Below are 26,311 nucleotides of genomic sequence, written 5' to 3'. Positions count from 1 at the left end.
TCATCAATGATACCGTCACTAACGTGACCAAATCGGACGCGTTGGGCCGGGTGGGGGTGGTGAGGTTGGATGTCTATGAGGCGGTCACGAGCCGACGGGCCGTGCGTGCCTTCATCGACCGGCCCGTCCCGAGGGAGGTGCTGGAGCGCGTGCTGTCCGCCGCGGCCCGGGCGCCGTCCGGATCGAACCTCCAGCCGTGGCGCGTCTACGTGCTGACCGGCGAGCCGCTGGCCGAGCTCAAGAAGCGCGCCGGCGAGCGCGTGGCCACGGGCGACCCGTGGGACGAGCGGGAGTACGAGATGTATCCGCCCGTGCTGAAGTCCCCGTACCGCGAGCGCCGGTCCTCCTTCGGCAAGGAGCGCTACGGCGAGTTCGGCATCGCGCGCGAGGACTGGGAGGCGCGCCAGAGGGTCGCTGCCGCGAACTGGGACTGCTTCGGCGCGCCCGCCGCCCTGTTCTGCTACATCGACCGCGACCTGGGCCTGCCCCAGTGGGCCGACGTCGGCATGTATCTGCAGACGGTCATGCTGCTGCTCCGCGCCGAAGGGTTGCACAGCTGCCCGCAGATGGCGTGGTCGGTGTACCGCGAGACCGTCGCGGAGGTCCTGTCACCACCGGAGGGGCTCATCCTCTTCTGTGGCGTGTCGATCGGGTTCGAGGACGACACGGTGAATCACGCCCGTACGGGCCGGGCGCCCCTCGACGAGACGGTCACGTTCGTCGAGGGATGAGCCCGCAGGCACGCGGGACGCCCCCCGTGGCGCCGCACGACGCCCGCGTACCGAGACCAGAGGTTCGAGGGCCTGACCGGCCGGACCGTCGACGGCGACGGCGGCACGTTCATGTCCTGAGACATGTCCCGAGAGGAAAAGCAATGACCTACACCGTCGGTTACATCGTCGGGAGCCTGTCCAAGAAATCGATCAACAGGAGGCTCGCCCTGGCCCTGAGCCGTCTCGCGCCGCCGGAACTCCGTCTCTCGGAGATCCCCATCGACGAACTGCCCCTGTACAGCCACGACCACGACCCGGCCTACCCCGTCGTGGCCCTGGAGTTCAAGGACGCGATCAAGGCCTCCGACGCCCTGCTGTTCGTCACCCCGGAGTACAACCGGTCCATCCCGGGCGCGCTGAAGAACGCCATCGACTGGGCGACCCGGCCCTACGGGACCAGCGCGCTGAACGGCAAGCCGGCCGCGATCATCGGAACCTCGCCCGGCCCGATCTCCACCGCGGTCGCGCAGCAGCACCTCAAGAGCATCCTGTCCTTCACCAACTCCCCGGTGCTGGGACAGCCCGAGGCCTACATCCAGTTCAGCGAGGGGCTGATCGACGACAAGGGCGACATCCAGGTGCCGTCCACGGCCGAATTCCTGACCGGATACATGCGCGCCTTCGCGGCGCACATCCGGCGCCACCACCACGACATCCCCGACCTGTAGCTCCGAGCGGACGCGTACCGCGCCCCGGCCTCCCGATCACGTCCCCACGGGTGCGGGCCGGAGAGTCGGCGCGGATCACGCCTGCCTCACGCCTATCTGCTCGCGCACGGGCTGCGGACCCGTCGCGGCGGTCAGTGACCTCGTTCCCGGCCGAGGAAGCACGACAGGAGTCGCCTGAAGTCGTGCGGGTGCTCGAGCGCCGGCACGTGCCCGCATCGGCCGAGCACGTGCAGACGGACATCGGCCAGGTGTTCGAGCAGGGGCAGGGCCGCCGTCCCGAGCGGGGTGACCCGGTCCTCGGCGCCGTGGACGAGCAGCACGGGCGCGCGGATCCCCGCCAGCGTTCGCGCCGAGAGGGTGAGCTCGTCGGCCCACCGTGCCCTGGGAGGAGGGAACAACGACGCGAACGCGGCCGCCCCCGCTTCCATCGCGGCCGCACGGGCGGCGACGGCCGACTCGGTCACGAGCGCCTGGTCGAGGACGAGGCGACTCAACATGTCCCGTGCCCCGGGCGGGCCGGCGGGGGCGGCCCAGATCGCGTCGAGCTCGGCGGACAGCGGCGCCCCGGGGGCGCCCATCGTCGAGACCGCCACGACACGGGTGACCTGCCGGGGACGCGCGGCCGCCAACGCCAGCGCCACGGCACCGCCCATGGAGTGGCCCACCACGGCGTAGTGCTCGACACCGAGAGCGTCCATCAGGCCCGCGGCCTGCTCCGTCCACAGCCGGAGCCCACCCCTGGAGCCCGCCGGGATCGGTGTACGGCCGAACCCCGCCTGGTCAGGAGCCACCAGGTGCCAGGACGTGCCCAGCGCCTGCGCCGTCGTCGCCCAGGCGCCGGATCCGGTCGTACCGGGTCCGGAGCCGTGCAGCATCAGCACCGCGGGCCCGGTGCCCCTCTCCAGGACGTGGACGGGGGAGCCGTCGACCGTGACGGTCCGAAGTGCCGTCACCGAGACAGGTCCGGTGCGCTCATGCCGATGCGGAGCTGACGGACTTCGAGAAGACCTCCATCATCGCCTTGCCGAACTTCGGCATGTCGGGCCACCCCCGGCAGGAGACGAGGTTGCCGTCCACGACGTCGGGAGCGTCGACGACCGTCGCGCCCGCGTTCTCCATGTCACCGGTGATGGGGGGGAAGCACGCCGTCTTCCGGCCCTTCAGCAGCCCGTACACGGCCGGCACCTGCGCGCCGTGGCACACCAGCGCGATCGGGAGGTCGCGCGCGAAGAAGTGCTCGGTGATGCGCCTGACGTCGGCGTCGACCCGGATCCACTCGGGGGCGCGTCCTCCGGGGATGATGAGGGCGTCGTAGCGCTCGACGTCGACCTCGGCCCAGGGCACGTCGACCGGCAGCTTTCGGCCGTTCTTCTCCACGTAGGCGTCGGAGTTGGGGTCGAACTCGTGGATGACCAGCTGAACGTCACGCATTGTCCGTGACGAGACGTCGACGTCCCAGCCGCCCTCCTGCACGCGGTAGTAGGGATACATGGTGTCGAGCTCCTCGGCGGCGTCGCCGGTCAGGAGCAGCGCTCTGGGCACCTGCTTCTCCTCGCATCTAAAGCGGGTGAGGTGGATCCGATCCAATCCGATCCGATTGGGTTAGCATTCCCCGGCCCGGCCCGCCCGTCAAGCCTTTACCGCCATTCCGTCCGCGCCCTCGGCCTCGTCGAACAGCCGCCGGAACCGCTCGCCGGACAGCAGGATGTGCCGGCGCATGGCGTAGGCGGCGGCGTCGGGGTCACGCGTGGCGATCGCGGCCAGGACCTCCTCGTGCTCGGCCATGGCCAGGTGGGTGACCTGGGTGTCGTGGACGAGCCGGAACAGGTGCACGTGCGTGTGCAGGCGGGCGAGCGCTTCGCGGATGACCTGGTTGCCGGCGCTCAGGGCGACGAGATCGTGGAAGGCGGCGTCGCGCAGCCCGAAGGCGCCGTAGGCCATGAGCCCGTCGCCCCCCTCCAGCTCCGCCATCTCCTCCAGCATTCGCCGCAGACCGGCCACCTGCTTCGAGGACGCGCGTTCGGCGGATCTGCGCGCCGCCGCCGGCTCCAGGAGCAGGCGGATCTCAAGCATGTCCTCGAATCGGTCGCGTGTGATCTGGGGGGGAATGCGATAGCCGGCATGGGGCACACGCACGACCAGGCCCTCGGCCTCCATGCGGTTCAGAGCGTCTCGGATCGGTGTCTGCGAGACCCCCAGCTCCCGCGCCAGGACGTCGATCGTGACGCGGGAGCCAGGCTCGATCCGTAGCGACATCAGCTGTCCGAGCAGCGTGTCGTACACCTCGTCGGCAAGCCGGCCGCGAGATCTTCCCGGTGGCGTTCCGCCCGTCGTGGCCCCACGGCGCCGCGCGATCATCGCTTCGTCGTCCATCGTGACGTGAGGTCCTTTCCTGCGTCTTCGAGAACTTGTCGATATTGGTCGCAACGCTACGGGATGTTGACGCCCCCACTCGGATCGTATAGGAAAGGTGGCGGATGCCGGCCATCCTTCATCCATCGGGGAACCGCCCGCCATCGCTCCGCTTCGATCAGTTGGAGCTCCCATGAGCATGCTCGACGTCCTACTCGGTTCGCCACCGGGCCCCACAAGGACCGAAGGACCTCTCGACTGCCTGAAGCCCCATTACGTCGCGTCGTACTCGTGACGCCGGTCCGCGGGTCAGCCCCCGCGACGGTCGGCGACACGCCCGAACCCAGCCACTGCCCGGCGAAGCAGGCAGCAAGGCTCGAGACGCCTCCCCCCAGAAAGCAGGCAAGAAGATGCGGTACCCACAGCGAACAGGACGACTGCCCGTTCCCGGTCGAAAGGTGCGGCTGGCGACGGCGGCCGTGTTGGTGGCCACGACCATGGCGGCCTGCGGCGGCGGCCAGGACGAGGCGAGCGCCCCCAAGGCGCCGGCGACCATCCCGGAGCTCACCAAGGACCCGTTGACCCTCAGCTTCATCTGGTTCGACTGGCCCCCCGCCCACGCGCTGGAGGACTTCGCGAACGCGGAGTACACCAAACAGCGGTCGAACGTGACCATCAAGGTCAACACCGTGCCGAACGCGAACTGGCACGACGCGATGTTCACCCAGTTCGCGGCGCACAAGACCGACTTCGACATCCCGATCCTGGACTCGCAGCACATCGGCGAGGCCGTGACGAACGGCAACATCCTCGACCTCACCGACTTCGTCAAGCAGAACATCGACGTCAAGGCCTACAACCCGTACCTCCTGGCTGCCTACGGCCAGTACCCCCAGGCGGAGACCGGCAAGCGCGACGAGAACGCCAGCCTGTACGGACTGCCGCTGCTCGGCGACACCTGGACGATGATCTACCGCAAGGACCTGATCGGCGACAAGCCACCGCAGACGTGGGACGAGATGATCTCGGTCGCCGAGAAGTGCCAGGCGGACAACCCCGGTGTCAGCGGGCTGGCCTTCCACCAGGCCAACGGCTCCGACGCCGCGGCCGTGACCTACAACACGGTCAACGGCGTCTACGGCGGCAACCTCTGGGACCCCAAGACGCGCAAGATCGAGGGCGTCATCAACGACACCGCGGGCCAGGAGGCGATGGACGTCCTGGTCAACAAGATGAAGCCGCTGACCGCCAAGGGCTCCGGCAACTGGTTCATCGACGAGGTGAACGCGGCGGTCGCCCAGGGCAAGGCATGCATCGCGTTCAACTGGATCGCCGCGAGCGGCGGCCTGCTCGACCCCAAGCAGTCGACGCTCGGCACCACGCGGGAGCAGATTCTCGACAAGCTGGGTTTCGCCACCCTGCCGAGCCAGAAGACGAACCTGGTGCCTCTCGGCGGCATGGGGATGCACGTGTCGGCCTACTCTCCCGAGGCGAACCAGGCCGAGGCCCTGAACTTCATGAAGTGGTTCGAGCAGGCTGACATCCAGAAGAAGTGGGCCGCCGCCGGTGGCGTGCCATCGCGTACGGACGCCCTGGAGTCGCCCGAGTTCCTCGATGCCGGGCCGTTCAACAAGGTGTACGCCGACTCGGTCACGCGGATGCGGGACATGTGGAACGTGCCCGAGTACGCGCGCCTCGTCGACATCGAGAACACCAACGTGAACGCGGCTCTCAACGGCGCGAAGACGCCGAAGGACGCGCTCAACGACATCGCCAAGGAGCAGCAGGGCGTACTCGACTCCGGCAACCGCAAGGGCGGCGGCGGACTGTGAGTGACCCCGTCCCTCTGACGACCGACCGCCCGGGGCAGGTGGCGTCCGCGACGCCGCCCGCGCCGGGCCGGTCCCGCCGGTTGAGCGACCGCGGGCTCGCCGTGGCCTTCATCTCCCCCGCGCTGCTGCTGTTGCTCGCCATGTCGGTGTTCCCGTTGCTGTGGGCGTTGTACCTGTCCTTCACCGACTACTCGGCCACCCGCGGGGGGCCCGCCACTTTCGTCTGGTTCGAGAACTACACCGCCATCCTGACGTCGGCGCAGGTCCACCTGAGGGCCTTCACGACGTTGGTCTACGTGGTCGGCGCGGTCGCCCTGCAGACCGTGCTCGGTTTCACCATCGCCTACCTGATCTCACGGCGCACGCACGGGCGAGGACTGCTGACCACCCTGTTCCTGGTTCCGATGATGCTGTCGCAGGTCGTGGTCGGGCTGTTCTGGCGATTCATGCTCGACGCGCAGTTCGGCGTGATCAACAGCATGCTCGGCTCGCTCGGGCTGGAGCCGGTGGAGTGGCTCACCCGGCAGCGGACGGCACTGATCTCCCTGATCGTGGTCGACACCTGGCAATGGACGCCGTTCATCATGCTCATCGCACTCGCGGGCCTCACCGCGGTTCCCAAGTACCTGTACGAGGCCGCCTCGATCGACCGGGCGTCCGAGTGGTTCCGGTTCCGCACCATCACCCTTCCGCTGGTGTGGCCGCTGCTCCTCATCGCCGTGTTGTTCAGGGCCATCGAGGCCTTCCGGCTGTTCGACCTCGTCTACATCCTCACCAGCGGAGGTCCGGGGGTCTCCACCGAGACGTTGTCGTTCCACGTCTACAAGGTCGCGTTCCTGGGCTTCAACACCGGAACCGCCTCGGCGTACGGGATCCTCATGGTCGTCATCGTCATCGTCCTCACGCAGCTCTACCTGCGCTACTTGAACAAGCTCAAGGAGGACTGATGGCCCTCTCCGTCGACGAGGCCGTGTCCCCGGGTCCTGTCCGGGATCACACGCCCCCCGCGCGCCGCTTCGGCGGCCGGGGCCGCGCCGTGCTGGAGGTCGCGCTGCTGACCGTGCTGGCCGTCGTGATGCTCTTCCCGGTGCTGTGGATGATCGAGACGTCCCTCAAGGAGAACCGGGACGTCTACGCCATCCCGGCCAAGTTCTTCGACTTCACGGTCACCCTGGACCATTACAAGGACGTGTTCGTCGCCTCCGGCGGCGGTCGTTCGGCCCTGTCCGTCGCGTTCCTCAACTCCGTCATGGTCGCCGGGGTCTCCACGGCGCTGGCCACCGTGCTGGGGGTCCCGGCGGCGTGGGCCTACTCACGCTTCGCCGTGAAGGCCAAGAAGGACCAGCTGTTCTTCATCCTGTCCACCCGCTTCATGCCGCCCGTGGTGGTCGTGATCCCGATCTTCCTCATGTACCGCCAGGTCGGGCTCATCGACACCAAGCTCGGCCTGATCCTCATCTACGCCGCGTTCAACGTCCCGTTCACGATCTGGATGATGAAGGGGTTCGTCGACGAGGTGCCCGCGGAGTACGAGGACGCCGCCATGCTCGACGGCTACACCCGCCTGCAGGCGTTCTGGAAATTCACCCTTCCCCTGCTGCTTCCCGGGATCGCCGCGACGGCGGTCTTCGCACTCATCTTCTCGTGGAACGAGTTCGTGTTCGCCATCTTCCTCACCTCCAGTGACACCGTGCGGACGGCCCCGCCCGCCATCGCCGGCCTCATCGGCGGAACCACCGTGGACTGGGGTCTCGTGGCCGCCGCCTCCGTGGTGTTCGCCCTGCCGGTGCTCGTCTTCGCCTACCTGGTGCGCAAGCACCTCGTCGCCGGTGTGACGCTCGGGGCGGTGCGACGCTGATGGCGGGCATCGAGGTGAACGCCCTGCACAAGCGCTACCCGGACGGGACGGTCGCGGTCGAGCACGTGGACCTGTCCATCGGCGACGGCGAGCTGTTCGTGATGCTCGGCCCCTCGGGGTGCGGCAAGACGACCACGCTGCGGGCCATAGCCGGCCTGGAGAGGCAGACGACGGGCGACATCCGCATCGGCGACACGCTGGTCAACGACCTGCCGCCCGCCGAGCGCGACATCGCCATGGTGTTCCAGTTCTACGCTCTCTACCCGCACCTGAGGACCCGCGACAACCTGGCGTTCCCCCTGCGGGCCGAGGGACTGCCCAAGCCAGAGGTGCACGAGCGGGTCGAGGAGGCCGCCCGGCTGATGCGGCTCGGTCCGCTCCTGGACCGGCGACCGCACCGATTGTCCGGCGGGGAGCAGCAGCGCGTCGCGCTCGCCCGCGCCCTGGTGCGACGACCGCGCGCGTTCCTCATGGACGAACCCCTCACCAATCTGGACGCGGAGCTGAGGGCGGACATGCGCACGGAGATCAAGCACCTGCAGGGGGAGCTGGGGACGACGATGGTCTACGTCACCCACGACCAGGTCGAGGCGATGTCGCTCGGTCACAGGATCGCGATCCTCAACAAGGGCCGCGTCGAGCAGATCGGCACGCCGCTGGAGGTCTACGACCGTCCGGCGAGTCTTTTCTGCGCCGCGTTCATCGGCTCCCCGCCGATGAACCTGATCGAGGTGGAGGTGGCCGAGGGGAAGCTGCGCAGCAAGAGCGGACTGGTCCTCACGCCACCGCCGGGCCTGCCGCGCGACCGCAGCCTGGTCGCGGGCGTCCGGCCGGAGGCGCTGGAGGTCACCGAACCGGGGGCGGAGGGCTCGGTCCCGGCCCGCGTGGTCTCGGCCGAGTGGCTGGGCGACGAGATCATCTACGTGGTCGACCACGGCGGTGGGCGCGACGTACGGGTTCGGATGCCACCGACCGTCCGTTTCGCCGCTGACGCGCCGGTCGGGCTGCGGCACACCGGCGGGCCCCCGCCGGTCTACGACGTGAGCACGGAAGAGCTGGTGGCCTGATGGGAACCGTGGCAGTGCACGGGCTGTGCAAGTCCTTCGGTAAGGTCCAAGCCCTGGACGGGGTGACGCTGGACGTGCCGGACGGCTCGTTCTTCGTCGTGCTCGGGCCCTCCGGGGCGGGCAAGACGACGACCCTGCGGGCGATCGCCGGCCTTGAGAAGCTCGACGCCGGGTCGGTGCGTCTGGACGGCAGGGACGCCACCGGTGACACCCCGGCCGCACGCGACCTGGCCATGGTCTTCCAGAGCTACGCCCTCTACCCGCGGCACACGGTGTACGAGAACATCGCCTCGCCGCTGCGGGCACGCCGCTGTTCCTCGAACGAGATCGCCGCCGCCGTCGAGCGGATGTCGAGCCTGCTGCACATCGAACGTCTGCTGCAGCGTCGTCCCGCGCAGTTGTCTGGCGGTGAGATGCAGCGCGTCGCCCTGGCCCGGGCGCTGGTCCGCAGCCCGCGCGCGTTCCTCATGGACGAGCCGCTGACGAACCTCGACCTCAAGCTCCGCGTCGAGATGCGCACCGAGCTCACCCGCATCCACCGCAGCCTCGGGGCGACCTTCGTCTACGTGACCAACGACCAGGTCGAGGCCCTGTCCATGGCCGACCAGGTCGCGGTCCTCAAGGAGGGGAAGGTGCAACAGGTCGGAACGCCGGCCGAGGTGTACGAGCGGCCGGCCAACCAGTGGGTCGCGGGATTCGTCGGGAGCCCGCCGATCAGCCTGCTCGCCTGCCGCGCCGAGGGAGATCGTCTGGTCGGTGCGGAGGAAGGCTGGACGCTGCCGCGGCCCCGCTGGACCACGGCCGAGGACGGTCGTCCGCTGCTGCTGGGCCTGCGCTCGGAGGATCTGTCCGTCGAGCGGCGCGGGGACGCGTCGTTGCCGGGTGAGCTCTACGGCCTTGAGCCGCTCGGTGACCGAACGGTGGTCGACGTCCGGGTGGGGACGGAGATCCTCAAGGTCAAGGCACGACCCACCGTCACCGGTACGCCGGGCGAGCGGCTGCACGTCACGGTCGACCTGGACCGTGCGCACCTGTTCGACGCGGGCACCGGGCTGGCGCTGTCCGAGGCCGGGAGGTAACCGCGCGGGGCGGCGACGTCACCATGCGCCCGCACGTGGCAACCGGCCTCGGCGGACCGTCACCGGTGGGCACCGGTGGGCACGGCCTGACGACACTGAAGCGGCCGTGGCCCGAGAGGGCGACCGGTGGCGCGGGGCGTCCGCCCCGCGGCCAGCGCCCCAGGGCCGACGGCCACGTCCGGCCCGCTCGGCGACCTCGGCCCCGACGAGGCCGTGTGAGCCGTTCGTCGACGCGCGTGGCGCGATCGCCGAGGTCACACCGGACATCACCAAGAACATCACAGGAGGCGACGCGATGAGTGACCCGATGAACGTCCTGGCCCCCGAGCACCGGCGGCTCCGGATCGGCGACGCCTGGCGCGACGCCGCCGGCGGAGCCACCTTCGCCGTCGAGGACCCGGCCACCGGCAAGACCATCGCCGAGGTGGCGGACGCCGACGTCGTCGACGGGCTCGCCGCTCTGGACGCGGCGAGCGAGGCGATGGCGGAGTGGGCGGCGACCCCGCCGCGAAAACGGTCGGAGCTGTTGACCGCGACGTACCGGGCACTGACCGAGCGGTCCGAGGAGGTCGCCCGGCTGATAACGCTCGAGATGGGCAAGCCGCTCGCCGAGGCTCGGGGAGAGGTGACCTACGGCGCCGAGTTCTTCCGCTGGTTCGCCGAGGAGGCGGTGCGCGTCGAGGGGCGCTACAACACCGCTCCCGCCGGTGGATATCGCATCCTCACCGTGCCGAAGCCGGTCGGACCGTGCGTCTTCGTGACGCCCTGGAACTTTCCGCTGGCCATGGGGGCCCGCAAGCTCGCTCCCGCGCTGGCGGCGGGCTGCACGACGATCACCAAGCCGGCGGCCCAGACGCCACTCACCATGCTGTTCCTGGCCCGCGTCATGGAGGAAGTGGGCGTTCCCCCGGGCGTCGTCAACGTCGTGACGACCAAGCGCGCCGGCGAGGTGGTCTCGGCACTGCTGGCCGACCGTCGGACCCGCAAGCTTTCGTTCACCGGGTCGACCGAGGTCGGGCGCGTGCTGCTACGACAGGCGGCGGACAACGTGCTGCGCACCTCCATGGAACTGGGCGGCAACGCGGCCTTGATCGTGTGTGCCGACGCGGACCTGGACGTCGCGCTCGACGGTGCCATGGTGGCCAAGATGCGCAACATCGGGGAGTCCTGCATCGCGGCCAACCGGATCTACGTCGAGGAGCCGGTGCGCGAGGAGTTCACGGCGCGCTTCGCCGAGCGGATGGGCGCGCTCTCGGTGGGCCATGGTCTCGACGACGGCGTGGACGTCGGGGCGTTGATCGACGAGGCCTCGGTCACCAAGATCGACGAACTCGTCGCCGACGCGGTCGATCGCGGCGCCCGTGTCCTGGTGGGCGGCGAGCGTCCGGACGGGCCGGGCCACTTCTACCCGCCCACGGTCCTCGTCGACGTGCCCGAGGACGCGCGGATGCTGGAGGCGGAGATCTTCGGCCCGGTGGCGCCGATCATCTCGTTCACCTCCGACGACGAGGTGATGGCGAAGGCCAACGACACCGAGCACGGCCTGGTCGGATACGTCTTCACCCGTGACCTCCAGCGGGCGCTCCGATTCACCGAGGGGCTGGAGACGGGGATGGTCGGTGTCAACCGCGGTCTGATCTCGGACCCGTCGGCTCCGTTCGGAGGCGTGAAGCAGTCCGGGATCGGCAAGGAGGGGTCGCACGAGGGCATCCTCGAGTACCTCGACGTCACCTACGCGTCGATCGACCTACCGTGACCTGGACGTCCGCCCAGCACATCACCGCCGACGTTCCAGAAAGGCACCGACATGCTTGAGACCGTCCGCGGACCACGCCAGCTGATAGTGGGCGAAGGGGTCGCGCAGAACATCCCACGAGTGGTGGCCGAGTGTGGCTCGCGCGTCCTCATCGTGACCGACCGGGTTCTTCTGGGGCAGCCGGGCGTGGCCGAGATCGTGGCCGCCGTGGGGGAGAAGGCCGAAGTCGTCGGGGTGTTCGCCGACGCGACCTCGGACGTGCCGCTCACCGATGTCGCCCTGGCCGTCTCGGTCGCCGCGGAGGTGGACGCCGACGTGATCCTCGCCATCGGGGGTGGCACGGTGATCGACCTCGCCAAAATCGTCGGCGTCATCCGGCGCCACGGTGGGACGCCGCGCGACTTCTACGGCGAGTCGAAGGTGCCGGGGCCGACGATTCCCCTCGTCGCGGTCCCGACGACGTCGGGCACCGGCTCCGAGCTCACGCCCGTCTCGGTGCTGACCGACCCGGACCGCGAGTTGAAGGTGGGGGTCTCCAGCGTCCACATCGTGCCCGACTTCGCCATCGTCGACCCCGAGCTCACCTACACCTGCCCCGCGACCGTCACCGCCCACTCCGGCATCGACGCGTTCTGTCACGCGGTGGAGAGCTACACCGCGCGACCCCGGGCCCACGGACCGCGCGACCCGGTGGAGCAGGTCTTCCTCGGCCGCAACCCGATCACCGATCACTACGCGCTCCTGGCCGCGGAGCGGATCGCCCGCAGCCTGCCCCGTGTCGTCAGGGACGGAGGCGACAAGGACGCGCGCGCGGACATGTCCTACGGGTCCATGCTGGCCGGGCTCGCGTTCTCCCACGCGGGCAACGCGGCTCCGCACGCCCTCCAGTACCCCATCGGCGCGGCCACCCACACGCCGCACGGCCTGGGCGTCGGGTTGCTGCTGCCCTACGCGCTGGACGCGGCCAGGGACGCCATCGGCGACCGGCTGGCCATCCTCGCCAGGGTCTGCGGGCTCGACGTGACCGACGCCTCGGACGCCGAGGCCGCGGACACGTTCCTCACCTGGCTCGACGGGCTCCTCGCCGACATCGGCATCCCCGCCACCCTGGCGGACATCGGCGTGGCACGCGCCGACCTCCCGCGCTTCGCGGAGATGGCCGGCGGCGTCACCCGCCTGATCCAGAACCACCCGGGCCCGACCGACACCGCCAGCCTGACCGCGATCCTCGAAGCGGCCTGGATCGGGGACCGGGCCCGGCACGTCCTGACTCCGGAGCAGAGATGGTGACGGGCCTTTCACCTGACGACGAGTCACCCACGTGAGAGCGTGAGCCGGCAGGCAGCCCGCGACGTCACCACTGTGGGCGGATGCTCTCATGAGTTGACCGACCTGTGGCCGCCGGTCTGCTCCCCAGCCCCCGCTCCTGTGGCTCCGGTCCTGGTCAGAGGAGTTCGCCGACGAGGTCGGCGAACTCCTCGGGGCCGACGATGCGTACGCCCAGGGTCTCGGCCTTGGCGCGCTTGGAGCCCGCGTTCTCCCCGGCGACCAGCAGGCTGGTCTTCTTCGAGACGCTGGAGGAGGACTTGCCGCCGGCGCGTTCGATCAGCTCGTTCATCTGGTTGCGGGTGAGCGCCTCCAGGGCCCCGCTCATGGAGCCGGTGACCACGACGGACATCCCGGCCAGCGGCAGCCCGGACGCGCCGCCCGCCTCCGGATCCGTCCGCGCGTCGGTGCCGGGGACGGCGGGGGGTGTCCAGCCGGGCTCGGTCATGGTGACCCCGGCCGCGACCAGCTTGTCGATCAGCGGGGCGAGCTCGACCAATTCGGCCACCACTCCCGGGACCTTCTTCGGGCCGAGGCCCTCGACCGCCTCGATCGCCTGGGCGTCGGCGGCGCGGATGGCGTCCATGCTGCCGAAGTGCCGGGCGATGCGCCGGCTCATGGAGCGGCCGGTGCCGCGCACGCCCAGCGCGCAGAAGACCCTGCTGAGCGGCTGGGCCTTGGCCCGCTCGATGGCGGCGAGCAGGTTGTCGGTGCTGGTGGCGCCCATCCGCTCCAGGCCGAGCACCTGCTCGCGGGTCAGGTAGAACAGGTCGGCGAAGTCGGCGATCAGTCCGGCGTCGAGCATCTGCTGGATGCGGCTCTCGGCCAGGCCCTCGATGTCGAGCTGGTCGCGGCCGGCGGCGTAGCCGATGGAGGCGATCGTCCGGCAGGCGCGGCCGCGCACGCACCGCCACCGCTCCTGGGAGGCGTCGATCTCGTCGCCGCACAGCGGGCAGACCTGCGGGATGGGGATCGGCTTCTCGTCGCCGGTGCGCAGGTGCACGACCGGGGCCTCGACGCGGGGGATCACGTCGCCGGCCTTGTAGACGACCACGGAGTCGCCGAGCATCAGGCCCCGGCGGGTGATGTCGGCGACGTTGTGCAGGGTGGCGTAGGTGACGGTGCTGCCGTCGAGCACGACCGGCTCCAGCACGGCGCGCGGGGCGATGATGCCGCTGCGGCCGACGTTCCACTCCACGTCGAGCAGTTTGGTGATCTTCTCGGTGGCGGGCAGCTTGTAGGCGATCGCCCACCGGGGCGCGCGCGTGCCGAAGCCGGCCTGCGCCTGGTCGGCGGCGAGATCGCACTTGATCACGATGCCGTCGATGCCGAACGGCAGCTCGGCCCGCTTGGCGGCGATCTCCTCGACCCGCTCCTGGATCCGCTCCAGGGTGGTGGCGACGATCCCGCCGACGTCGGTGACGGCCGGGGTCTGCGCCCCCTGCGCGGCGACCCACGCCATGACCTCGCTGTGCGGCAGCTCGCGCAGCCGCGTCGCCGTCTCGGAGGTGTCGTCGGAGTGCGACAGCGCGCCGTAGCCGAAGAACGTCAGCTCGCAGACGTAGGGCCGGTCCTGGGCGCGCAGCGTGCCGGCGGCGGCGCTGCGCGGGTTGGCGAACGTGGTGCCGTCGTGCGCCTGGCGCTTGGCGCACGCGTCCTCGAACTGCGAGGTGGTCATCATCACCTCGCCGCGCAGCTCCACCGTGACCGGCTCGGCGAGCCTGGCGGGCAGCCCCGCGATGGTGCCGATCGCGTGGCTCACGTCCTCACCCGCGACGCCGTCACCCCGGGTGACCAGCTGCGCCAGCCGCCCGTTGCGGTAACGCGCGGTGATCGCCAGTCCGTCGAGCTTGGGCTCCACGCTCCACCGCGTGACCGGCCGGCCCAGCCTGCGCTCCAGCGACGCGGCCCAGTCGGCCAGCTGCTGGGCGCCGAAGACGTTGTCGAGGCTCAGCATCGGCACGGTGTGCGGCACGTCGCCGACCACCGCGCCACCGGCCACCTTGCCCGTCGGCGAGGTCGGCAGCACCTCGTCGGGATGCTCGTCCTCGTACGCCTGGATGCCCCGGACCAGCCGGTCGTAGGCGTCGTCGTCAAGTGTGGAGGTGCCGTCACCGTAATAGGCAGCGGCGGCGTCCAAGGCGAGCTGGACGGCCTCGGCATAGGCGGTCCGGTCGGCGAGAAGGGTGCTGGGGGGTGCGTCGGTCATGATCCCATCCTCTCGCCCGGCACCGACAGTTTCGGCTCGCGGAATGTGGCCCCGAGCTGGAGCAGCCCTCGTGCCGCGGACCGGGAGTGAGGGCCGGTCAGGGTCTCGGCAGGAGCGGCAGGGCCACGAACCGGATCGTGGCCCAGGCCGCGTAGAGCAGTGGTGCCGCTCCCAGCAGCACGCCGAAGACCGGTTTGAGCAGCACCGCGCCGACCGCGAGCGCCAGCACCATCAGCGTCGGCAGCGTCAGGTACCAGCGACGCGCCACCAGGTACAGGCACGGCAGGACCAGGCCGCGGACCGGACGCGACGACTCGGCCACCACGACCAGTACCGTCACCGTCGTGGCCACGACCAGCGCGCCCGCCGTGACGAAGAACGGCAGCAGCGCCGGACCCCACGAGGTGCCACCGACCACCATGACGTCCACCACGAGCACGCTCACCACCGCGGCGCCCGTCAGCCAGGTGACCAGTGCCCGTGCCGCCGCCCGCCGGTAACCGTTCCAGAAGGCCGCGAACACCGCCGTCGACCCCTCGTCGAGCAGGGCGAAGCACCGGAACGCGCCCGCCAGCGCCGGCGCGCACACCGCCGAGAGCGCCGCGAAGAACGGCCACGACGTCGACGGACTCCGTACCAGGGCCAGTGCCACCAGCAGCGGGGCGCACGACATCGCCAGCAGCAGGTTCGTCGTCAGTGCGACGTAGACCATGCCGAAGACCTTCTCGTACGTCTCCTGCCGGGCCGGCCGCAGCAGGCCGCGCATCGTGCTCACCCCTTCAGCCCGCTCGTCGCGACGCCCTGGATGAAGTAGCGCTGCCCGAACAGGAAGAGGACCAGGATCGGCAGCACGGACAGCACCGCACCCGTCATGATCATCGCGTGTTCGGCCTCGTACAGGCCGACGAAGGAGCGCAGACCGAGCTGCACCGTCCACAGCTCGTTGCTCGTCAGGTAGATGAAGGGCCCCATGTAGTCGTTCCACGTGTTGACGAACGTCAGCAGCGCCAGGCTGGCGAGCGCCGGCTTCGACAGCGGGAGGATGATCCGCCGGTAGATGCCGTACTCGCTGAGCCCGTCGATCCTGGCCGCCTCGCACAATTCGTCCGGGATCGACATGTAGTACTGGCGCATGAGGAACACGCCGAACGCGCCGAACGCCTGTATCAGGATGAGCGACCAGTACGTGTCCGTCAGCTCCATCCGCTGCATCATGATGTACTGCGGCACCATGTAGGCCTGCCACGGCACCGCGATGGTGGCGAGGTAGCCCAGGAACAGCGCGTCGCGTCCGGGAAAGCGGACCTTGGAGAACCCGTAGGCGGCGAAGCTGCCGGTCAGCACCTGCAGGAACGTGATGGTGGCCGACAGGAGAAGCGAGTTGCCCAGGTAGGTCGCCATCGGGACGCGTTCCCAGATCTCCACGAAGTTCGACCAGCGCAGCTCGTCCGGAATCCACTGGATCGGGACCGCCAGGACCTCGCTGTTGCGCTTGAGCGAGGCCGACAGCATCATTCCGAACGGCACCAGCGTCAGCAACGTCACCGTCACGAGCCCGAGGTAGGCCAGCGTCCTGCGGGCGGCGGGGTACCGGGAGCCCGGCGGTCCGGTGGGCCCGTCGTGTCGCGGCGGCGGCACCGTGGCCGAAGGAGCGTCGCGCAACGTGGTCATGACGCGTATCTCCGTTCGTTGATCCGGAACTGGACGATGGTCACGGTGAACACGATGAGGAACAGCACGAGCGCGATCGCCGACGAGTAGCCGAACTGGCCCTCGACGATGCCTTCCCGGTAGACGAGCTGAGCCAGCACCAGGGTGCTGCGACCGGGGCCGCCTCCGGTCATGACCATGATCAGGTCGAGCACCTTGAAGCTCTGGATGGTCAGCATGACCAGCACGAAGAAGGTGGTGGGCCGCAGCGAGGGCAACGTGATGCCCCAGAACCGCTGCCAGGCGTTGGCCCCGTCCACCTTGGCCGCCTCGTAGTACTCCCTGGGAATGGTCTGCAGGCCGGCCAGGTAGAGCACCATGTAGTAGCCCATGTCGCGCCACACACTGGTGATGATCACCCCGGGCATCGCCCAGCCGGTGCTCGACATCCAGCGCGGGGGGTCCTGGACGCCGATCGCCTCCAGGAACAGGTTGATCGGTCCCGCCGTCGGATTGAACAGCATGTTCCAGACCACGGCCACCGCGACCAGGGAGGTGATGTACGGGAAGAAAGCCGCGCTGCGGAAGAAGTTCACCCCGCGCAGCCGCCGGTTCAGCGCCAGCGCCAGGGCGAGGGCGGCGATCAGGGTCAGCGGGATGTGGCCGAGCGCGTAGTAGAACGTATTGCGAAGAGCGACGTGGAAGTTCTCGTCCCCCCACAATCGTTCGAAGTTGCTCAGCCCCACCCACTCGGGCGTTCCGTAGGAGTCCCAGTCCATGAACGCCAGCACGAACGCCGCGATCACCGGGATGAGCGTGAACAGGGCGAAGCCCAGGAAGTTCGGCAGGATGAAGCTCCACCCGATCAGGGTGTTGCGCCAGGCCCGACCGCCGTGGGGCACCCGAGGTTCGCCCGGCCCGGTCGGCGCGGGCTGCGGCATGACATGGGTCATGGTCGTCCTTCGTGACTCCTTCGCAGACCAGGTGGACGGGCGGCGGACCACGGAGCCCGCCGCGGCCGCCCTAGTTGAGGACCTCGTTCTTGACGCGCTCGTTCATCGAGCGGATGCCGTCGGCGGCCGACTTCTCACCGACCATGATCAATTGATGTTCCTCGTTGAGGATGGTGTCGACGTCGGAGCTCTTGTCGCTCACCGGCATCTCCAGCACGACCTTGCCGGGTTCGAACGTCCTCTTCGACAGCTCGTCCGACGGCATGCCCTCGAGCTTGAAGTAGGCTTCCGTGATCGCCGGATCCTGCAGCGCAGGCACCACGCCCACCTGGGCGATCGCCTCCGCGCCCGCCTTACCGGCGGCGAACTGGACGAACTTCTTGGCGAGGTCGGCGGACTCGCTCCGCTTGTTCACCGCGAACCCCGTCGGGGAACCGAAGGTGACGACCTCGCCGGAGCCCGCCCGCTGCGGCATCGGGGCGAGCGCCCAGTCGACCGTGCTCTCGCCCTTCTTCTTGGCCTCCAGAATGCCCGAGATGTACCAGGTACCCATGGGCATCATCGCCGCCGCGCCGGTTCCGAACATGTTCCGGTAGTCGGCCTGCTGGGCGCTCGCGGTGCCGAAGTCCATGACCGCCCCCTTCTTCTGCAGGTCCAGTGCCATCGTGTACTGGTCGGTGAAGAAGGTGTAGTCACCGCCGAGCTGGTCGCCGCCCGTCTGCGCCGCGGAGATCGCCTGGACCACCGAACGCCAGGTGTGGTGGTAGGTGCCGTAGACCTTCTTGCCGTCCTTGTCCCCGGTGAGCTGCTGGGCGTACTTGGCGTAGTCGTCCCACGTCATGGCGTCGGTGAGCTTGATGCCCGCCTTGTCGAGCAGGGTCTTGTTGTAGTAGAGCAGCCAGAAGTCCTGGCGGTACGGGAGCGCGAAGTAGGTGTTGTTGACGCTGTAGGCCTGCAGGCCCGCCAGCTTGGCGGCGTCGGCCGACGTGGCGAGATCGGTGACGTCGACGAGCTGCCCGCGGCTGGAGTAGCGCGCGTAGTCCGTCACGTTCTTTATCGTGATCACGTCCGACTTGTCGCCACCGGCGAGCATGGTGGTGACCTTGTCCTGATAGTCGTCCGCGAGGATGTCGACCGGCTTCACCTTGACGCCCGGATTCGCCTTCTCGAACGCCTGGAACAGCGCGGTGAACTCGGGGGTCTTGGCGAGGTTCCACACGGTGACGGTGAGGGTGGTGGGTCCGCCGCCGCCCTCGGCCGGCTCGCCGGAGCCGCCGCACGCGGCGAGCGCGAGCGCGATGACGGTCATCCCCGCGGCCTTCACGACGTGGCGCGGTGTTCGGGTCCTGGCGGGCGGAACGGGATTGAGCATCGGGCTGGTTTCCTTTCCCTGAGGCCGGGCTCAGGCGCTCACGGCGAACTCGTCGGCCGTCACCACCGCACGCGGCGGACGGCCGGACAGGTAGCGTTCGAGTTCGTCGAGGGCGCTGTCGCTCATTCGCCGGGTCTCCGATCCCAGGGATCCGGCGATGTGGGGGGTGATCATGACGTTGGGAAGGTCGTACAGGAGCGAGTTCGCGGGCAACGGCTCCGGGTCGGTCACGTCGAGGATCGCGTCCAGGCGTCCCCTCGCGCACTCGGTCTCCAGGGCGGCGGTGTCCAGGACGGTGCCGCGCGCCGTGTTGATGACGGTCGTGCCGTCCTTCAGCAGGGCGAGTTCCGGCGCCCCGATGAGGTGACGGGTGGAGGGAAGCTCCGGGACGTGCAGGGTGAGCACGTCGCAGCGCGTCAGCAGGTCGGTCAGGCCGACAGATCGGCCGCCCGCCTCACGGACCTTGGCGGCGCCGGCGTACGGGTCGTACACCAGTGTCTCCACCTCCAGGCTGCGCAGCCTTTCGACGACCCGGCGGCCGACCCGGGAGAAGCCGACGACGCCGATCGTGCGCCCGCGGTTGGACAGCTCGCCCCGCCGTTCCAGGTAGGACCAGTCGTCACGATGTCTGCGCGCGTCCTGGGCCAGGAACGGAGCCTTCTTGCCCGCGAAGATGATCGCGGCGAGGGTGAACTCGGCGACCGGGACGGCGTTCTCGTCCGCCGCGCTGGTCACCAGCAGCCCGCGCCGCCAGACCTCGTCGGTGACGAACGGGCGCACCGTTCCCGCGCAGTGGAAGATCGCCCGGAGTTCCGGCGCGCAGTCCAGCCGCTCCTTGGTGAGCGGAGGACAGCCCCACGAGGTCACGAGCACCTCGACCTCGCGTAGCCGGCGGCGCACGAGCGGATCGTCGAGGTCCGCCGTCGCCATGGGGTCGGTGAGCTCGACGAGATCGCGCAACCGCCGCAGCTGTGGCTCCTGGAACTGCACATCGACGTACACGGGATCCATCACCAGCAGAGCCTGTGATCGTCGGTCTCTCACACCGGTCCTCTCGTCAGCCAGTGCTTGCCAGTGCCGCCGATCATGACCGATCGTTTCAATCAGGTCAATAGATTGTTAACGCTAATATGATCGCTATTGATCAATACGATCATCCGGGGATCCTGGCAGCCGTCAGCGATGATCAGTATGAACGCTTTTGATTCATTGCTGCTTGACGTGTTCGCCGAAACGGTGCCAGCATCGCGGAGTTTCGTTCGGAGTCACGACAGGAGGCCTGATGCGCTGGCTGCGGGAATTGGACGACCGGCGGCTCTCGCCGTACACCGGCTGGACCAGGGATCACTGGGTCGCGCTGGCCGACCACCTGCTGCTGTCCGCGCGGCGGTACGCCTCCCCCTCGCACGCGCGGATCTCCTTTCCCGGCGAGCCTGGCGGGTACGGGCCGGACGTCGACGCGCTGGAAGGATTCGCCCGGACATTCCTGGCCGCGGGCTTCCGGGTCGCGGGGGACGGTGGCCGCGACCCGCACGGCTACCTGGAGTGGTACGCACGCGGCCTGGCGGCCGGGACCGATCCGGCCTCTCCCGAGCGCTGGGTCCGGCTGGAGGAGCACGACCAGGCCAAGGTCGAGGCCGCCTCCATCGCGCTGGTTCTGCACCTCACCCGCCCGTGGCTGTGGGACCGCCTCGACGACGGCGTGCGCGAGCGGGTGATCGGCTATCTGGCCCCGGCGATCGGCGGCCGGTATCCGCCGATCAACTGGATCTGGTTCCAGCTCGTGGTGGAGCAGTTCCTCGCCTCGGTGGGCGGCCCGTCCTCGCGTCCGGACGTCGAGACCGGGCTCGCGGTCACCGACGGCTTCGCCCGGGAGGAGGGCTGGTACTCCGACGGCGAGCGGCGCGGCTACGACCACTACGTCGGCTGGGCCCTGCATTTCTACCCGTTGCTGTGGACCGAGATGGCGGCCGGCGACCCGGCCGCCGACACCCGCCGTGCCACCTACCTGTCCCGGTTCACGCGCTACCTTCACGACGCCGTGCACCTGGTGGGCGCCGACGGCTCCCCGCTCGTGCAGGGCCGCAGTCTCACCTACCGGTTCGCGGCCGCCGCCCAGTTCTGGGCGGGCGCGCGGGCCGGTGTCGCGACTCCCTCGCCGGGTCTCCTGCGCCGCGCCGCCTCCGGCATCGCCCGCCACTTCGCCGAGCACGGCAGCCCCGACGACGACGGAATCCTGACCCTCGGCTGGCACGGCCCCTGGCGGCCGATCGCCCAGTCCTACTCCGGCACCGGCTCCCCGTACTGGGCCGCCAAAGGCCTCTACGGACTGGCGTTGCCCGCCGACCACCCCGTGTGGACCTCGGTCGAGGAGCCGCTGCCGGTCGAGCGGGAGGATTTCCAGCTCGTGATCCGATCGCCGGGCTGGCTGGTCTCCGGCACCCGCGCGGACGGCGTCGTGCGCGTCGTCAACCACGGCACCGACCACGCCACACCCGGCGACCACCGCGCCGACTCGCCGCTGTACGCCCGCCTCGGATACTCCAGCGCCACCTCGCCCGTCCTGGCCGGCCCGCACGCCGGCGATCCCCTCGACCAGTCGGTCACGCTTCTGGACCCGGACGGCCGGCCCAGCCACCGCACCGGCTTCGAGACCCTCCTCGTGGACCTCCTGCCGACCGGCACCGCCGTCGGCGCCTCCCGCTGGCGGGCCCACTGGGTGGACCCGGATCCCGACACCGCCGACCACGGCTACGGCCGGCCGGGCGCCGCCGTCCTGGGGCCCTGGATCACCGTCCTGTCGGCGTCGCGAGGCGCGTGGGAGGTTCGCCTGGTCCGCGTCCTGCCCCCGTGCGCGGCCCCCCTGCGCCTGGGCGGCTGGCCCGTCCCCGCCGCCACCGCGTCGTCACGGCTGATCTCGCGCATCGTCCCCGGCCCCGGCCTCGACCTGTCGGACGTGACGCTCGCCGAGAACGCCACCCCGCTGTCGGACCGGACCCTCGTTCCCTGGTGCGGCACCAGCACGGCCGCCGAGCCGCACAGATGGTACGAAGTGCGCATCCACCTCGGTTCGAGTGCGCCCTCGGCCCCTCCGGAGGTCAGCTGGGCGAACGCGGCCGCCCGGGTCCTCTGGCCGGACGGCGCCGAGGACACGCTGGATCCCGTGTCCCTCCTGCCGTGAGGCCCTGCCTCAGGACGAGGAGGAGCGCACGATCAGCCGAGGCTCGATGACCACGCGATGTGTCGGCCGATGCGGGTCCTGATCCGTCAGTCGAGCCCACAGCAGGCCGAACGCCGCCCGCCCGATCGCCTTCCTGGGCGGGCGGACCGCCGTCAGCGGCGGATCGCACAGCTCCGCAACCTCGTCGTCGTAGGTGACCACCGCCAGGTCCGCGGGCACCCGGACCCCCCTCTCCTGACACCGCTCCACGAGGCTGATCGCCTCGGGGTCGGAGTGAACCAGCAGGGCGGTGGTGCCCGTGTCGAGGCACGAACCGAGGATCTGGTCCATGACCTCGTTCCACTCGGGGTTGCGCTGGTCGACGGTGGTGAGGTCCGGGGTGCCGTCGAGTCGCAGACCGAGCTCCTGGCAGGCCTGCCGCCATCCGCGCCGCACGTGCGGCGTCGTCGGACTGTGCACGGTCGTGACCACCCCGATCCGCCGGTGTCCCAGCGTCGCCAGGTGGCGCACTGCCATGGCCGCCCCCAGCGCGTGATCGCTGATGACGGACTCCATGGTCTCCTCGTACGGCCCGACGGCGGCGGCCCGCTCGATGAGCACGACCGGCACCGGTGCCTGCCGCAACCAGCGCACCAGTTCCTCGCCGTCGTCACCGGTGGTGGTCGGCGCGACCAGGAGCCCGTCCACGCCGACGAGGTCCATCAGCCCTGACAACTGCCGCCGCTCGTCGGCGGCCTGGTAGGTGGCGCCGCGCAGCACGATCCTGGCTCCGGCCGCCGCGGCGGCCTCGCGGACACTGCGGATCACCTCCGGCCAGTAGTAGTCGAGCGACGGCACGACCATCCCGATCGTGAGCCGCCGTCCGTCGCCGGTGCCCTCGGCGACCGGCCGGGGCGAGGCCTCCTCATCGGACTCGCCGGACTCGACGGCGGGGGCGCCGCCGCGCGACACGGCCCCGCCCCGCACCCGCCGGATCAGCCCTTGCGAGGCGAGGAGCGCGATGTCACGGCGGACGGTGATGACCGAGACGTCCAGTTCCTCGGCCAGGTCGGCGACCCGGACGGAGCCATGCCGCCGCAGCAGCTCGACCACCCGGGTGCGGCGCTCGTCGGGCAGCGAGGCCGGTGAGCCGGACAGGGTCATGGCCGCACCTCCACGCGTACCAGGAGCGATCCGCTCGCGGTGCCGGGCAGCTCCAGCCGCAACCGGGTCAGCCGGTCGCCCCGCACCGCGACGAGCAGGGGATCGTCCAGCTCGCGCTCGGCCTCCGCCCGCTCCCGCACGCGCTCCAGCGCCCGCGCCGGCGGCTCGCCGCTCAGGGAGCGCAGGGGCAGCGCACGGTCGGGACGCGCCAGGACGTCGATCAGAGCGCCCGGCGAGGCGGTCGTCCCCCACCTGCCGAGCAGTGGGCCTGAAGCGACGCTCTCCGCGAGCCGGACGCGGGAGCCGCGCGCCGCCGTACTGGTCATGGTCCTCCTCGGTGCCTCCTCATAGTACCGATCGAACCTGATCGAAGTTGATCCCCTGACGGACTCCGGGAACAGAATGATCGAAACGATGTTTGTTCGATCAGGTGAGGGGCCGCCGTTCCCGTACCTTCCCGCCCGGCGGCGATCCGGTTCACCCGCTCCTCCGGATCGCCGCCGAGGTCTCACGACCTGGCATCCGCCGGCACCAGGCCGTGCGCCTGCGGGACGGTGTCCCTGTTTCTCGTCAGGAGACGGTCCACTGCTGGGCGTTGTTGCCGCTGCAGGTCCACTGCCGCACCTCGGAGCCTGCCGCGGTGCCCCAGTTGTAGTTGTCCAGGCACAGGCCGCTGTGCCGGTTGGTGATCGTGGAGTAGCCGCCTCCCGCGGAGGTGATCCGCCACTGCTGGACGGCCAGGCCGTTGCAGGTCCACTGCCGTACTTCGGAGCCGGCGGCGGTGCCCCAGTTGTAGTTGTCGAGGCACAGGCCGCTGTGCCGGTTGGTGATCGTGGAGTAGCCGTCGGCGGCCGGGGTGACCTGCCAGTCCTGGACGGCCAGGCCGTTGCAGGTCCACTGGCGCACCTCGGCGCCGGGGGTGGTCACCGCGTTGTAATCGTCCAGGCACAGGCCGCTGTGCCGGTTGCGGATCCGCGCCGTGGCGGGGGTGGTCTCACCCGAGGGGCCCGCCAACACGGTGGAGGTCGACACCGGGACGCCCAGGCCGGGGGTGCCGTCGGCGTTCCAGGAGATCTTCTGCACCCGGGTGGTGCGGGTGGTGCCGCACCCCTGACCGGAGGAGGAGTTGGCGTGGTAGGCGATCCAGGTCTCGGTGCCGTCGGGGGAGGTGAAGAAGGAGTGGTGTCCCGGGCCGTAGACGCCGTTCGCGTCGTTGCGCTGGAAGATCGGGTTGGCGAACTTGGTCCAGGAACCGGCGGCTAGCGGGTCGCCGCCACGGTACTCCAGCATGCCGAGCTTGTAGTTGGGGCCGTTGCAGTGACTGGCCGAGTAGGTCAGGAAGGTGCGGCCGCCTCGCTGCAGCGCGAAGGAGCCCTCGTTGACGGCGCCGTCCTGGCGTTCCCAGGCCTGCGTGGGAGCCGAGATCCGCGTCCCGAAGGCGCCGGCCGTCCACGGGTTGGACATCGGCGCGATGAACAGTGACTGCAGGCCGTCGGAGGCGAAGGCCGAGAACGTCATGTACAGGTTGCCATTGAGTTTGAGCAGGCTGGCGTCGATCGCCCACCCGTTGCCGGGCATCAGGTCGACGATCCCGCGGACGGTGTAGGGGCCCATCGGGTCGGAGCCGGCGCTTTCCGCGACGTGGGTGCGGCGGGGCAGGCTGCCCTGCTCCACCGAGTAGTACAGGTACCAGCGGTTGCCGACCATCTCCAGATGCGGGGCCCACATCGTGTTGCCACCGGTCCGCACGACGACCTGCTCCGGAGCGCTGCGCAGCCCGGCGATTGTCGCGGAGCGGCGCATGACGACGTCGGCCGACCAGGTGGTGGCGACGTAGTGGTAGAAGCCGTTGTGGAACACCAGCGTCGGGTCGGCACTGTTGGGCGTTCCGACGACGGGATTGGTGAAGGACGGCCCGGGCGCCGCCGCGGCGCGAGCGGGGCCGACGGCGGTGTCCAGGGAGAGGGCCAGCACGCCGGCCAGGGCGAGCAGCAGGACTCGCCATGCCGTTCCTCGGGGAGGGGACAGTAACAAGAGTCACTCCTGACATCGTTCGGGACATGGGTGGCGGGGCGATCGGGTCGGCCGTGCCCTGGTCCTGGGGGGCTAGTGGACGAAGGGCCAGCCGGCCGAGTCCCAGCCGAGCTTGTTGACGCCGAGCAGGGACGCGCCGTTGTCGGCGTAGTAGTGGTAGAAGAGGATCGACCCGTCGCTGTCGTCCAGATAGGTCTGGTGGCCGGGGCCGTGGACGCTGCCGCGGCCGGCCAGGATCTCGGTGCCGCCGCCGGAGTTCATCGCCACCCCGTTGCGGTCGGTGAAGGGGCCGTTGACCGAGGTGGAGCGGCCCACCATGATCCGGTAGGTGCTGGAGGCGCCCCGGCAGCAGTAATCGAAGGAGACGAACAGGTAGTAGTGGTCGCCGCGGCGGACGAGGGTGGGCGCCTCGATGGCGCCGCCGCCTCGGCCGGCGACGCCGGTGAGGGTGGTGCCGGTGCGCCTGCCGGTGGCCGGGTCGAGCCGGATCTGCTTGATGCCCGACCAGAACGAGCCGAAGGTCAGCCACCAGCGGCCCTGGGCGTCGATGGTCATGCTGGGGTCGATGGCGTTGAAGGTGTCGCCGGTACGGGATTCGACGACCAGGCCCTGGTGGGTCCACGACCCCGAGGCGCCGGTGGTGGACGTGGCCAGGAAGATGGCCGAGCGCTGGGAGCCGAAGCTGGAGGCCGAGTAGTACATGTAGTAGCGCCCGTTCACGTAGGTGATGTCGGGCGCCCATACGTGGTTGCCGCCACCGGTGTAGGGGTGCGCCCACGAGACGCCCCCGGGGAAGGCCGACCCGGCGTTGCGCCAGGTGGTGCGGTCGGTGGAGGTCTTGAGCGAGATGTTGTCACCGGTGTGGGCCAGCAGGTAGGTGCCGCCGGGGGTCTTGGTCACCTCCGGGTCGTGCACGCCGACGTCGCCGGTCACATACCCGGGGCCCGGGTAGGCGGGGGGCGGGGTGGTGGGGTCACCGGAGCCGCCGAGCTTCACGAGCTGCCACTGCTGGTTGGCGCCGCCGAGGTCGGTGTACTGCGACAGCCGGCCGCCGTCGG

At 69.9% G+C, this 26,311-nt stretch carries 23 protein-coding genes; 10 read left to right on the top strand and 13 right to left on the bottom strand.

The window, feature by feature from the left end:
* The first annotated feature begins 23 nt into the window (after positions 1–23).
* Positions 24–731 carry a nitroreductase gene (locus tag AC5L38_RS20030; protein ID WP_495244318.1) on the top strand — a complete coding sequence of 236 codons (708 nt, stop codon included), beginning with the start codon at positions 24–26 and terminating at the stop codon, positions 729–731.
* 143 nt (positions 732–874) lie between these two features.
* On the top strand, positions 875–1,441 hold the full coding sequence (locus AC5L38_RS20025; RefSeq protein WP_495244317.1) for an NADPH-dependent FMN reductase: 567 nt from the start codon (positions 875–877) through the stop codon (positions 1,439–1,441).
* 131 nt (positions 1,442–1,572) lie between these two features.
* Here the strand turns inward: AC5L38_RS20025 and AC5L38_RS20020 are convergent, their stop codons facing one another.
* The 3 genes from AC5L38_RS20020 to AC5L38_RS20010 all read right to left on the bottom strand — a co-directional run bounded on the left by AC5L38_RS20020 (position 1,573) and on the right by AC5L38_RS20010 (position 3,814).
* Entirely contained in the window at positions 1,573–2,394 is an 822-nt protein-coding gene (locus tag AC5L38_RS20020; protein ID WP_495244316.1) for an alpha/beta fold hydrolase, read from the bottom strand.
* A gap of 19 nt (positions 2,395–2,413) precedes the next feature.
* Complete coding sequence (locus AC5L38_RS20015) at positions 2,414–2,983, bottom strand: DJ-1/PfpI family protein (protein ID WP_495244315.1); 570 nt, start codon at positions 2,981–2,983, stop codon at positions 2,414–2,416.
* Between the two features lie 87 nt (positions 2,984–3,070).
* The gene (locus AC5L38_RS20010) at positions 3,071–3,814 is read right to left on the bottom strand and encodes a GntR family transcriptional regulator (RefSeq protein ID WP_495244314.1); all 744 of its coding nucleotides are present in this window, start codon (positions 3,812–3,814) and stop codon (positions 3,071–3,073) included.
* A 437-nt stretch (positions 3,815–4,251) separates the two neighbouring features.
* On the opposite strand from AC5L38_RS20010, the gene AC5L38_RS20005 reads away from it, so the two are divergent.
* From AC5L38_RS20005 to AC5L38_RS19975, 7 genes are all read left to right on the top strand, one after another.
* Positions 4,252–5,625 carry an extracellular solute-binding protein gene (locus tag AC5L38_RS20005; RefSeq protein ID WP_495244313.1) on the top strand — a complete coding sequence of 458 codons (1,374 nt, stop codon included), beginning with the start codon at positions 4,252–4,254 and terminating at the stop codon, positions 5,623–5,625.
* Positions 5,622–6,572, top strand: a complete 951-nt coding sequence (locus AC5L38_RS20000; protein WP_495244312.1) for a carbohydrate ABC transporter permease — start codon at positions 5,622–5,624, stop codon at positions 6,570–6,572. The genes AC5L38_RS20005 and AC5L38_RS20000 overlap by 4 nt, the downstream gene beginning before the upstream one ends.
* Positions 6,572–7,483, top strand: coding sequence for a carbohydrate ABC transporter permease (locus tag AC5L38_RS19995; protein WP_495244311.1), 912 nt, complete (start codon positions 6,572–6,574; stop codon positions 7,481–7,483). Before AC5L38_RS20000 ends, AC5L38_RS19995 begins: the two co-directional genes overlap by 1 nt.
* On the top strand, positions 7,483–8,550 hold the full coding sequence (locus tag AC5L38_RS19990; protein WP_495244310.1) for an ABC transporter ATP-binding protein: 1,068 nt from the start codon (positions 7,483–7,485) through the stop codon (positions 8,548–8,550). The genes AC5L38_RS19995 and AC5L38_RS19990 overlap by 1 nt, the downstream gene beginning before the upstream one ends.
* On the top strand, positions 8,550–9,629 hold the full coding sequence (locus tag AC5L38_RS19985; protein WP_495244309.1) for an ABC transporter ATP-binding protein: 1,080 nt from the start codon (positions 8,550–8,552) through the stop codon (positions 9,627–9,629). The genes AC5L38_RS19990 and AC5L38_RS19985 overlap by 1 nt, the downstream gene beginning before the upstream one ends.
* Before the next feature lie 295 nt (positions 9,630–9,924).
* Entirely contained in the window at positions 9,925–11,385 is a 1,461-nt protein-coding gene (locus tag AC5L38_RS19980; RefSeq protein ID WP_495244308.1) for an NAD-dependent succinate-semialdehyde dehydrogenase, read from the top strand.
* 51 nt (positions 11,386–11,436) lie between these two features.
* Entirely contained in the window at positions 11,437–12,675 is a 1,239-nt protein-coding gene (locus AC5L38_RS19975) for an iron-containing alcohol dehydrogenase (protein ID WP_495244307.1), read from the top strand.
* A gap of 154 nt (positions 12,676–12,829) precedes the next feature.
* Here AC5L38_RS19975 and ligA read toward each other — a convergent pair whose 3' ends face one another.
* The 6 genes from ligA to AC5L38_RS19945 all read right to left on the bottom strand — a co-directional run bounded on the left by ligA (position 12,830) and on the right by AC5L38_RS19945 (position 19,906).
* Complete coding sequence (gene ligA / locus AC5L38_RS19970; RefSeq protein WP_495244306.1) at positions 12,830–14,920, bottom strand: NAD-dependent DNA ligase LigA; 2,091 nt, start codon at positions 14,918–14,920, stop codon at positions 12,830–12,832.
* A 97-nt stretch (positions 14,921–15,017) separates the two neighbouring features.
* On the bottom strand, positions 15,018–15,695 hold the full coding sequence (locus AC5L38_RS19965; protein ID WP_495244305.1) for a hypothetical protein: 678 nt from the start codon (positions 15,693–15,695) through the stop codon (positions 15,018–15,020).
* Positions 15,692–16,591 carry a carbohydrate ABC transporter permease gene (locus tag AC5L38_RS19960; RefSeq protein WP_495244304.1) on the bottom strand — a complete coding sequence of 300 codons (900 nt, stop codon included), beginning with the start codon at positions 16,589–16,591 and terminating at the stop codon, positions 15,692–15,694. The genes AC5L38_RS19965 and AC5L38_RS19960 overlap by 4 nt, the downstream gene beginning before the upstream one ends.
* A complete protein-coding gene (locus AC5L38_RS19955; RefSeq protein ID WP_495244303.1) occupies positions 16,588–17,523 on the bottom strand; it encodes a carbohydrate ABC transporter permease in 936 nt (311 codons plus the stop codon). The genes AC5L38_RS19960 and AC5L38_RS19955 overlap by 4 nt, the downstream gene beginning before the upstream one ends.
* Positions 17,524–17,593: 70 nt before the next feature.
* On the bottom strand, positions 17,594–18,895 hold the full coding sequence (locus AC5L38_RS19950; protein WP_495244302.1) for an ABC transporter substrate-binding protein: 1,302 nt from the start codon (positions 18,893–18,895) through the stop codon (positions 17,594–17,596).
* Between the two features lie 30 nt (positions 18,896–18,925).
* On the bottom strand, positions 18,926–19,906 hold the full coding sequence (locus AC5L38_RS19945; protein WP_495244566.1) for a hydroxyacid dehydrogenase: 981 nt from the start codon (positions 19,904–19,906) through the stop codon (positions 18,926–18,928).
* A gap of 271 nt (positions 19,907–20,177) precedes the next feature.
* On the opposite strand from AC5L38_RS19945, the gene AC5L38_RS19940 reads away from it, so the two are divergent.
* Positions 20,178–22,076 (top strand): DUF2264 domain-containing protein, encoded by a 1,899-nt coding sequence (locus AC5L38_RS19940; RefSeq protein WP_495244301.1) that lies wholly within the window; start codon positions 20,178–20,180, stop codon positions 22,074–22,076.
* Positions 22,077–22,085: 9 nt separating this feature from the next.
* Here the strand turns inward: AC5L38_RS19940 and AC5L38_RS19935 are convergent, their stop codons facing one another.
* From AC5L38_RS19935 to AC5L38_RS19920, 4 genes are all read right to left on the bottom strand, one after another.
* Positions 22,086–23,219: a substrate-binding domain-containing protein gene (locus AC5L38_RS19935; protein ID WP_495244300.1), complete on the bottom strand. Its 1,134-nt coding sequence runs from the start codon at positions 23,217–23,219 to the stop codon at positions 22,086–22,088.
* Positions 23,216–23,545, bottom strand: a complete 330-nt coding sequence (locus tag AC5L38_RS19930; RefSeq protein WP_495244299.1) for a hypothetical protein — start codon at positions 23,543–23,545, stop codon at positions 23,216–23,218. Before AC5L38_RS19930 ends, AC5L38_RS19935 begins: the two co-directional genes overlap by 4 nt.
* 244 nt (positions 23,546–23,789) lie before the next feature.
* Positions 23,790–25,253, bottom strand: coding sequence for a family 43 glycosylhydrolase (locus AC5L38_RS19925; RefSeq protein WP_495244298.1), 1,464 nt, complete (start codon positions 25,251–25,253; stop codon positions 23,790–23,792).
* Between the two features lie 72 nt (positions 25,254–25,325).
* Positions 25,326–26,311: arabinan endo-1,5-alpha-L-arabinosidase (locus AC5L38_RS19920; RefSeq protein WP_495244297.1), on the bottom strand; the 986-nt coding region annotated here is incomplete at its 5' end.

The organism is Streptosporangium nanhuense (genome assembly GCF_059358815.1).
The sequence above is the reverse complement of the archived record's forward strand: the minus strand, read 5'-3'. Positions and strand labels throughout refer to the sequence as shown.

What these genes read in the sequence shown, in the direction of transcription:
- AC5L38_RS19935 (WP_495244300.1), bottom strand. Translation starts at nt 23,219, where the DNA reads ATGACCCTGTCCGGCTCACCGGCCTCGCTGCCCGACGAGCGCCGCACC.
- AC5L38_RS19990 (WP_495244310.1), top strand. Translation starts at nt 7,483, where the DNA reads ATGGCGGGCATCGAGGTGAACGCCCTGCACAAGCGCTACCCGGACGGG.
- AC5L38_RS19930 (WP_495244299.1), bottom strand. Translation starts at nt 23,545, where the DNA reads ATGACCAGTACGGCGGCGCGCGGCTCCCGCGTCCGGCTCGCGGAGAGC.
- AC5L38_RS19955 (WP_495244303.1), bottom strand. Translation starts at nt 17,523, where the DNA reads ATGACCCATGTCATGCCGCAGCCCGCGCCGACCGGGCCGGGCGAACCT.
- AC5L38_RS19940 (WP_495244301.1), top strand. Translation starts at nt 20,178, where the DNA reads ATGCGCTGGCTGCGGGAATTGGACGACCGGCGGCTCTCGCCGTACACC.
- AC5L38_RS19950 (WP_495244302.1), bottom strand. Translation starts at nt 18,895, where the DNA reads ATGCTCAATCCCGTTCCGCCCGCCAGGACCCGAACACCGCGCCACGTC.
- ligA (WP_495244306.1), bottom strand. Translation starts at nt 14,920, where the DNA reads ATGACCGACGCACCCCCCAGCACCCTTCTCGCCGACCGGACCGCCTAT.
- AC5L38_RS20025 (WP_495244317.1), top strand. Translation starts at nt 875, where the DNA reads ATGACCTACACCGTCGGTTACATCGTCGGGAGCCTGTCCAAGAAATCG.
- AC5L38_RS19995 (WP_495244311.1), top strand. Translation starts at nt 6,572, where the DNA reads ATGGCCCTCTCCGTCGACGAGGCCGTGTCCCCGGGTCCTGTCCGGGAT.
- AC5L38_RS20010 (WP_495244314.1), bottom strand. Translation starts at nt 3,814, where the DNA reads ATGGACGACGAAGCGATGATCGCGCGGCGCCGTGGGGCCACGACGGGC.
- AC5L38_RS19985 (WP_495244309.1), top strand. Translation starts at nt 8,550, where the DNA reads ATGGGAACCGTGGCAGTGCACGGGCTGTGCAAGTCCTTCGGTAAGGTC.
- AC5L38_RS19975 (WP_495244307.1), top strand. Translation starts at nt 11,437, where the DNA reads ATGCTTGAGACCGTCCGCGGACCACGCCAGCTGATAGTGGGCGAAGGG.
- AC5L38_RS19960 (WP_495244304.1), bottom strand. Translation starts at nt 16,591, where the DNA reads ATGACCACGTTGCGCGACGCTCCTTCGGCCACGGTGCCGCCGCCGCGA.
- AC5L38_RS19945 (WP_495244566.1), bottom strand. Translation starts at nt 19,906, where the DNA reads ATGGATCCCGTGTACGTCGATGTGCAGTTCCAGGAGCCACAGCTGCGG.
- AC5L38_RS19980 (WP_495244308.1), top strand. Translation starts at nt 9,925, where the DNA reads ATGAGTGACCCGATGAACGTCCTGGCCCCCGAGCACCGGCGGCTCCGG.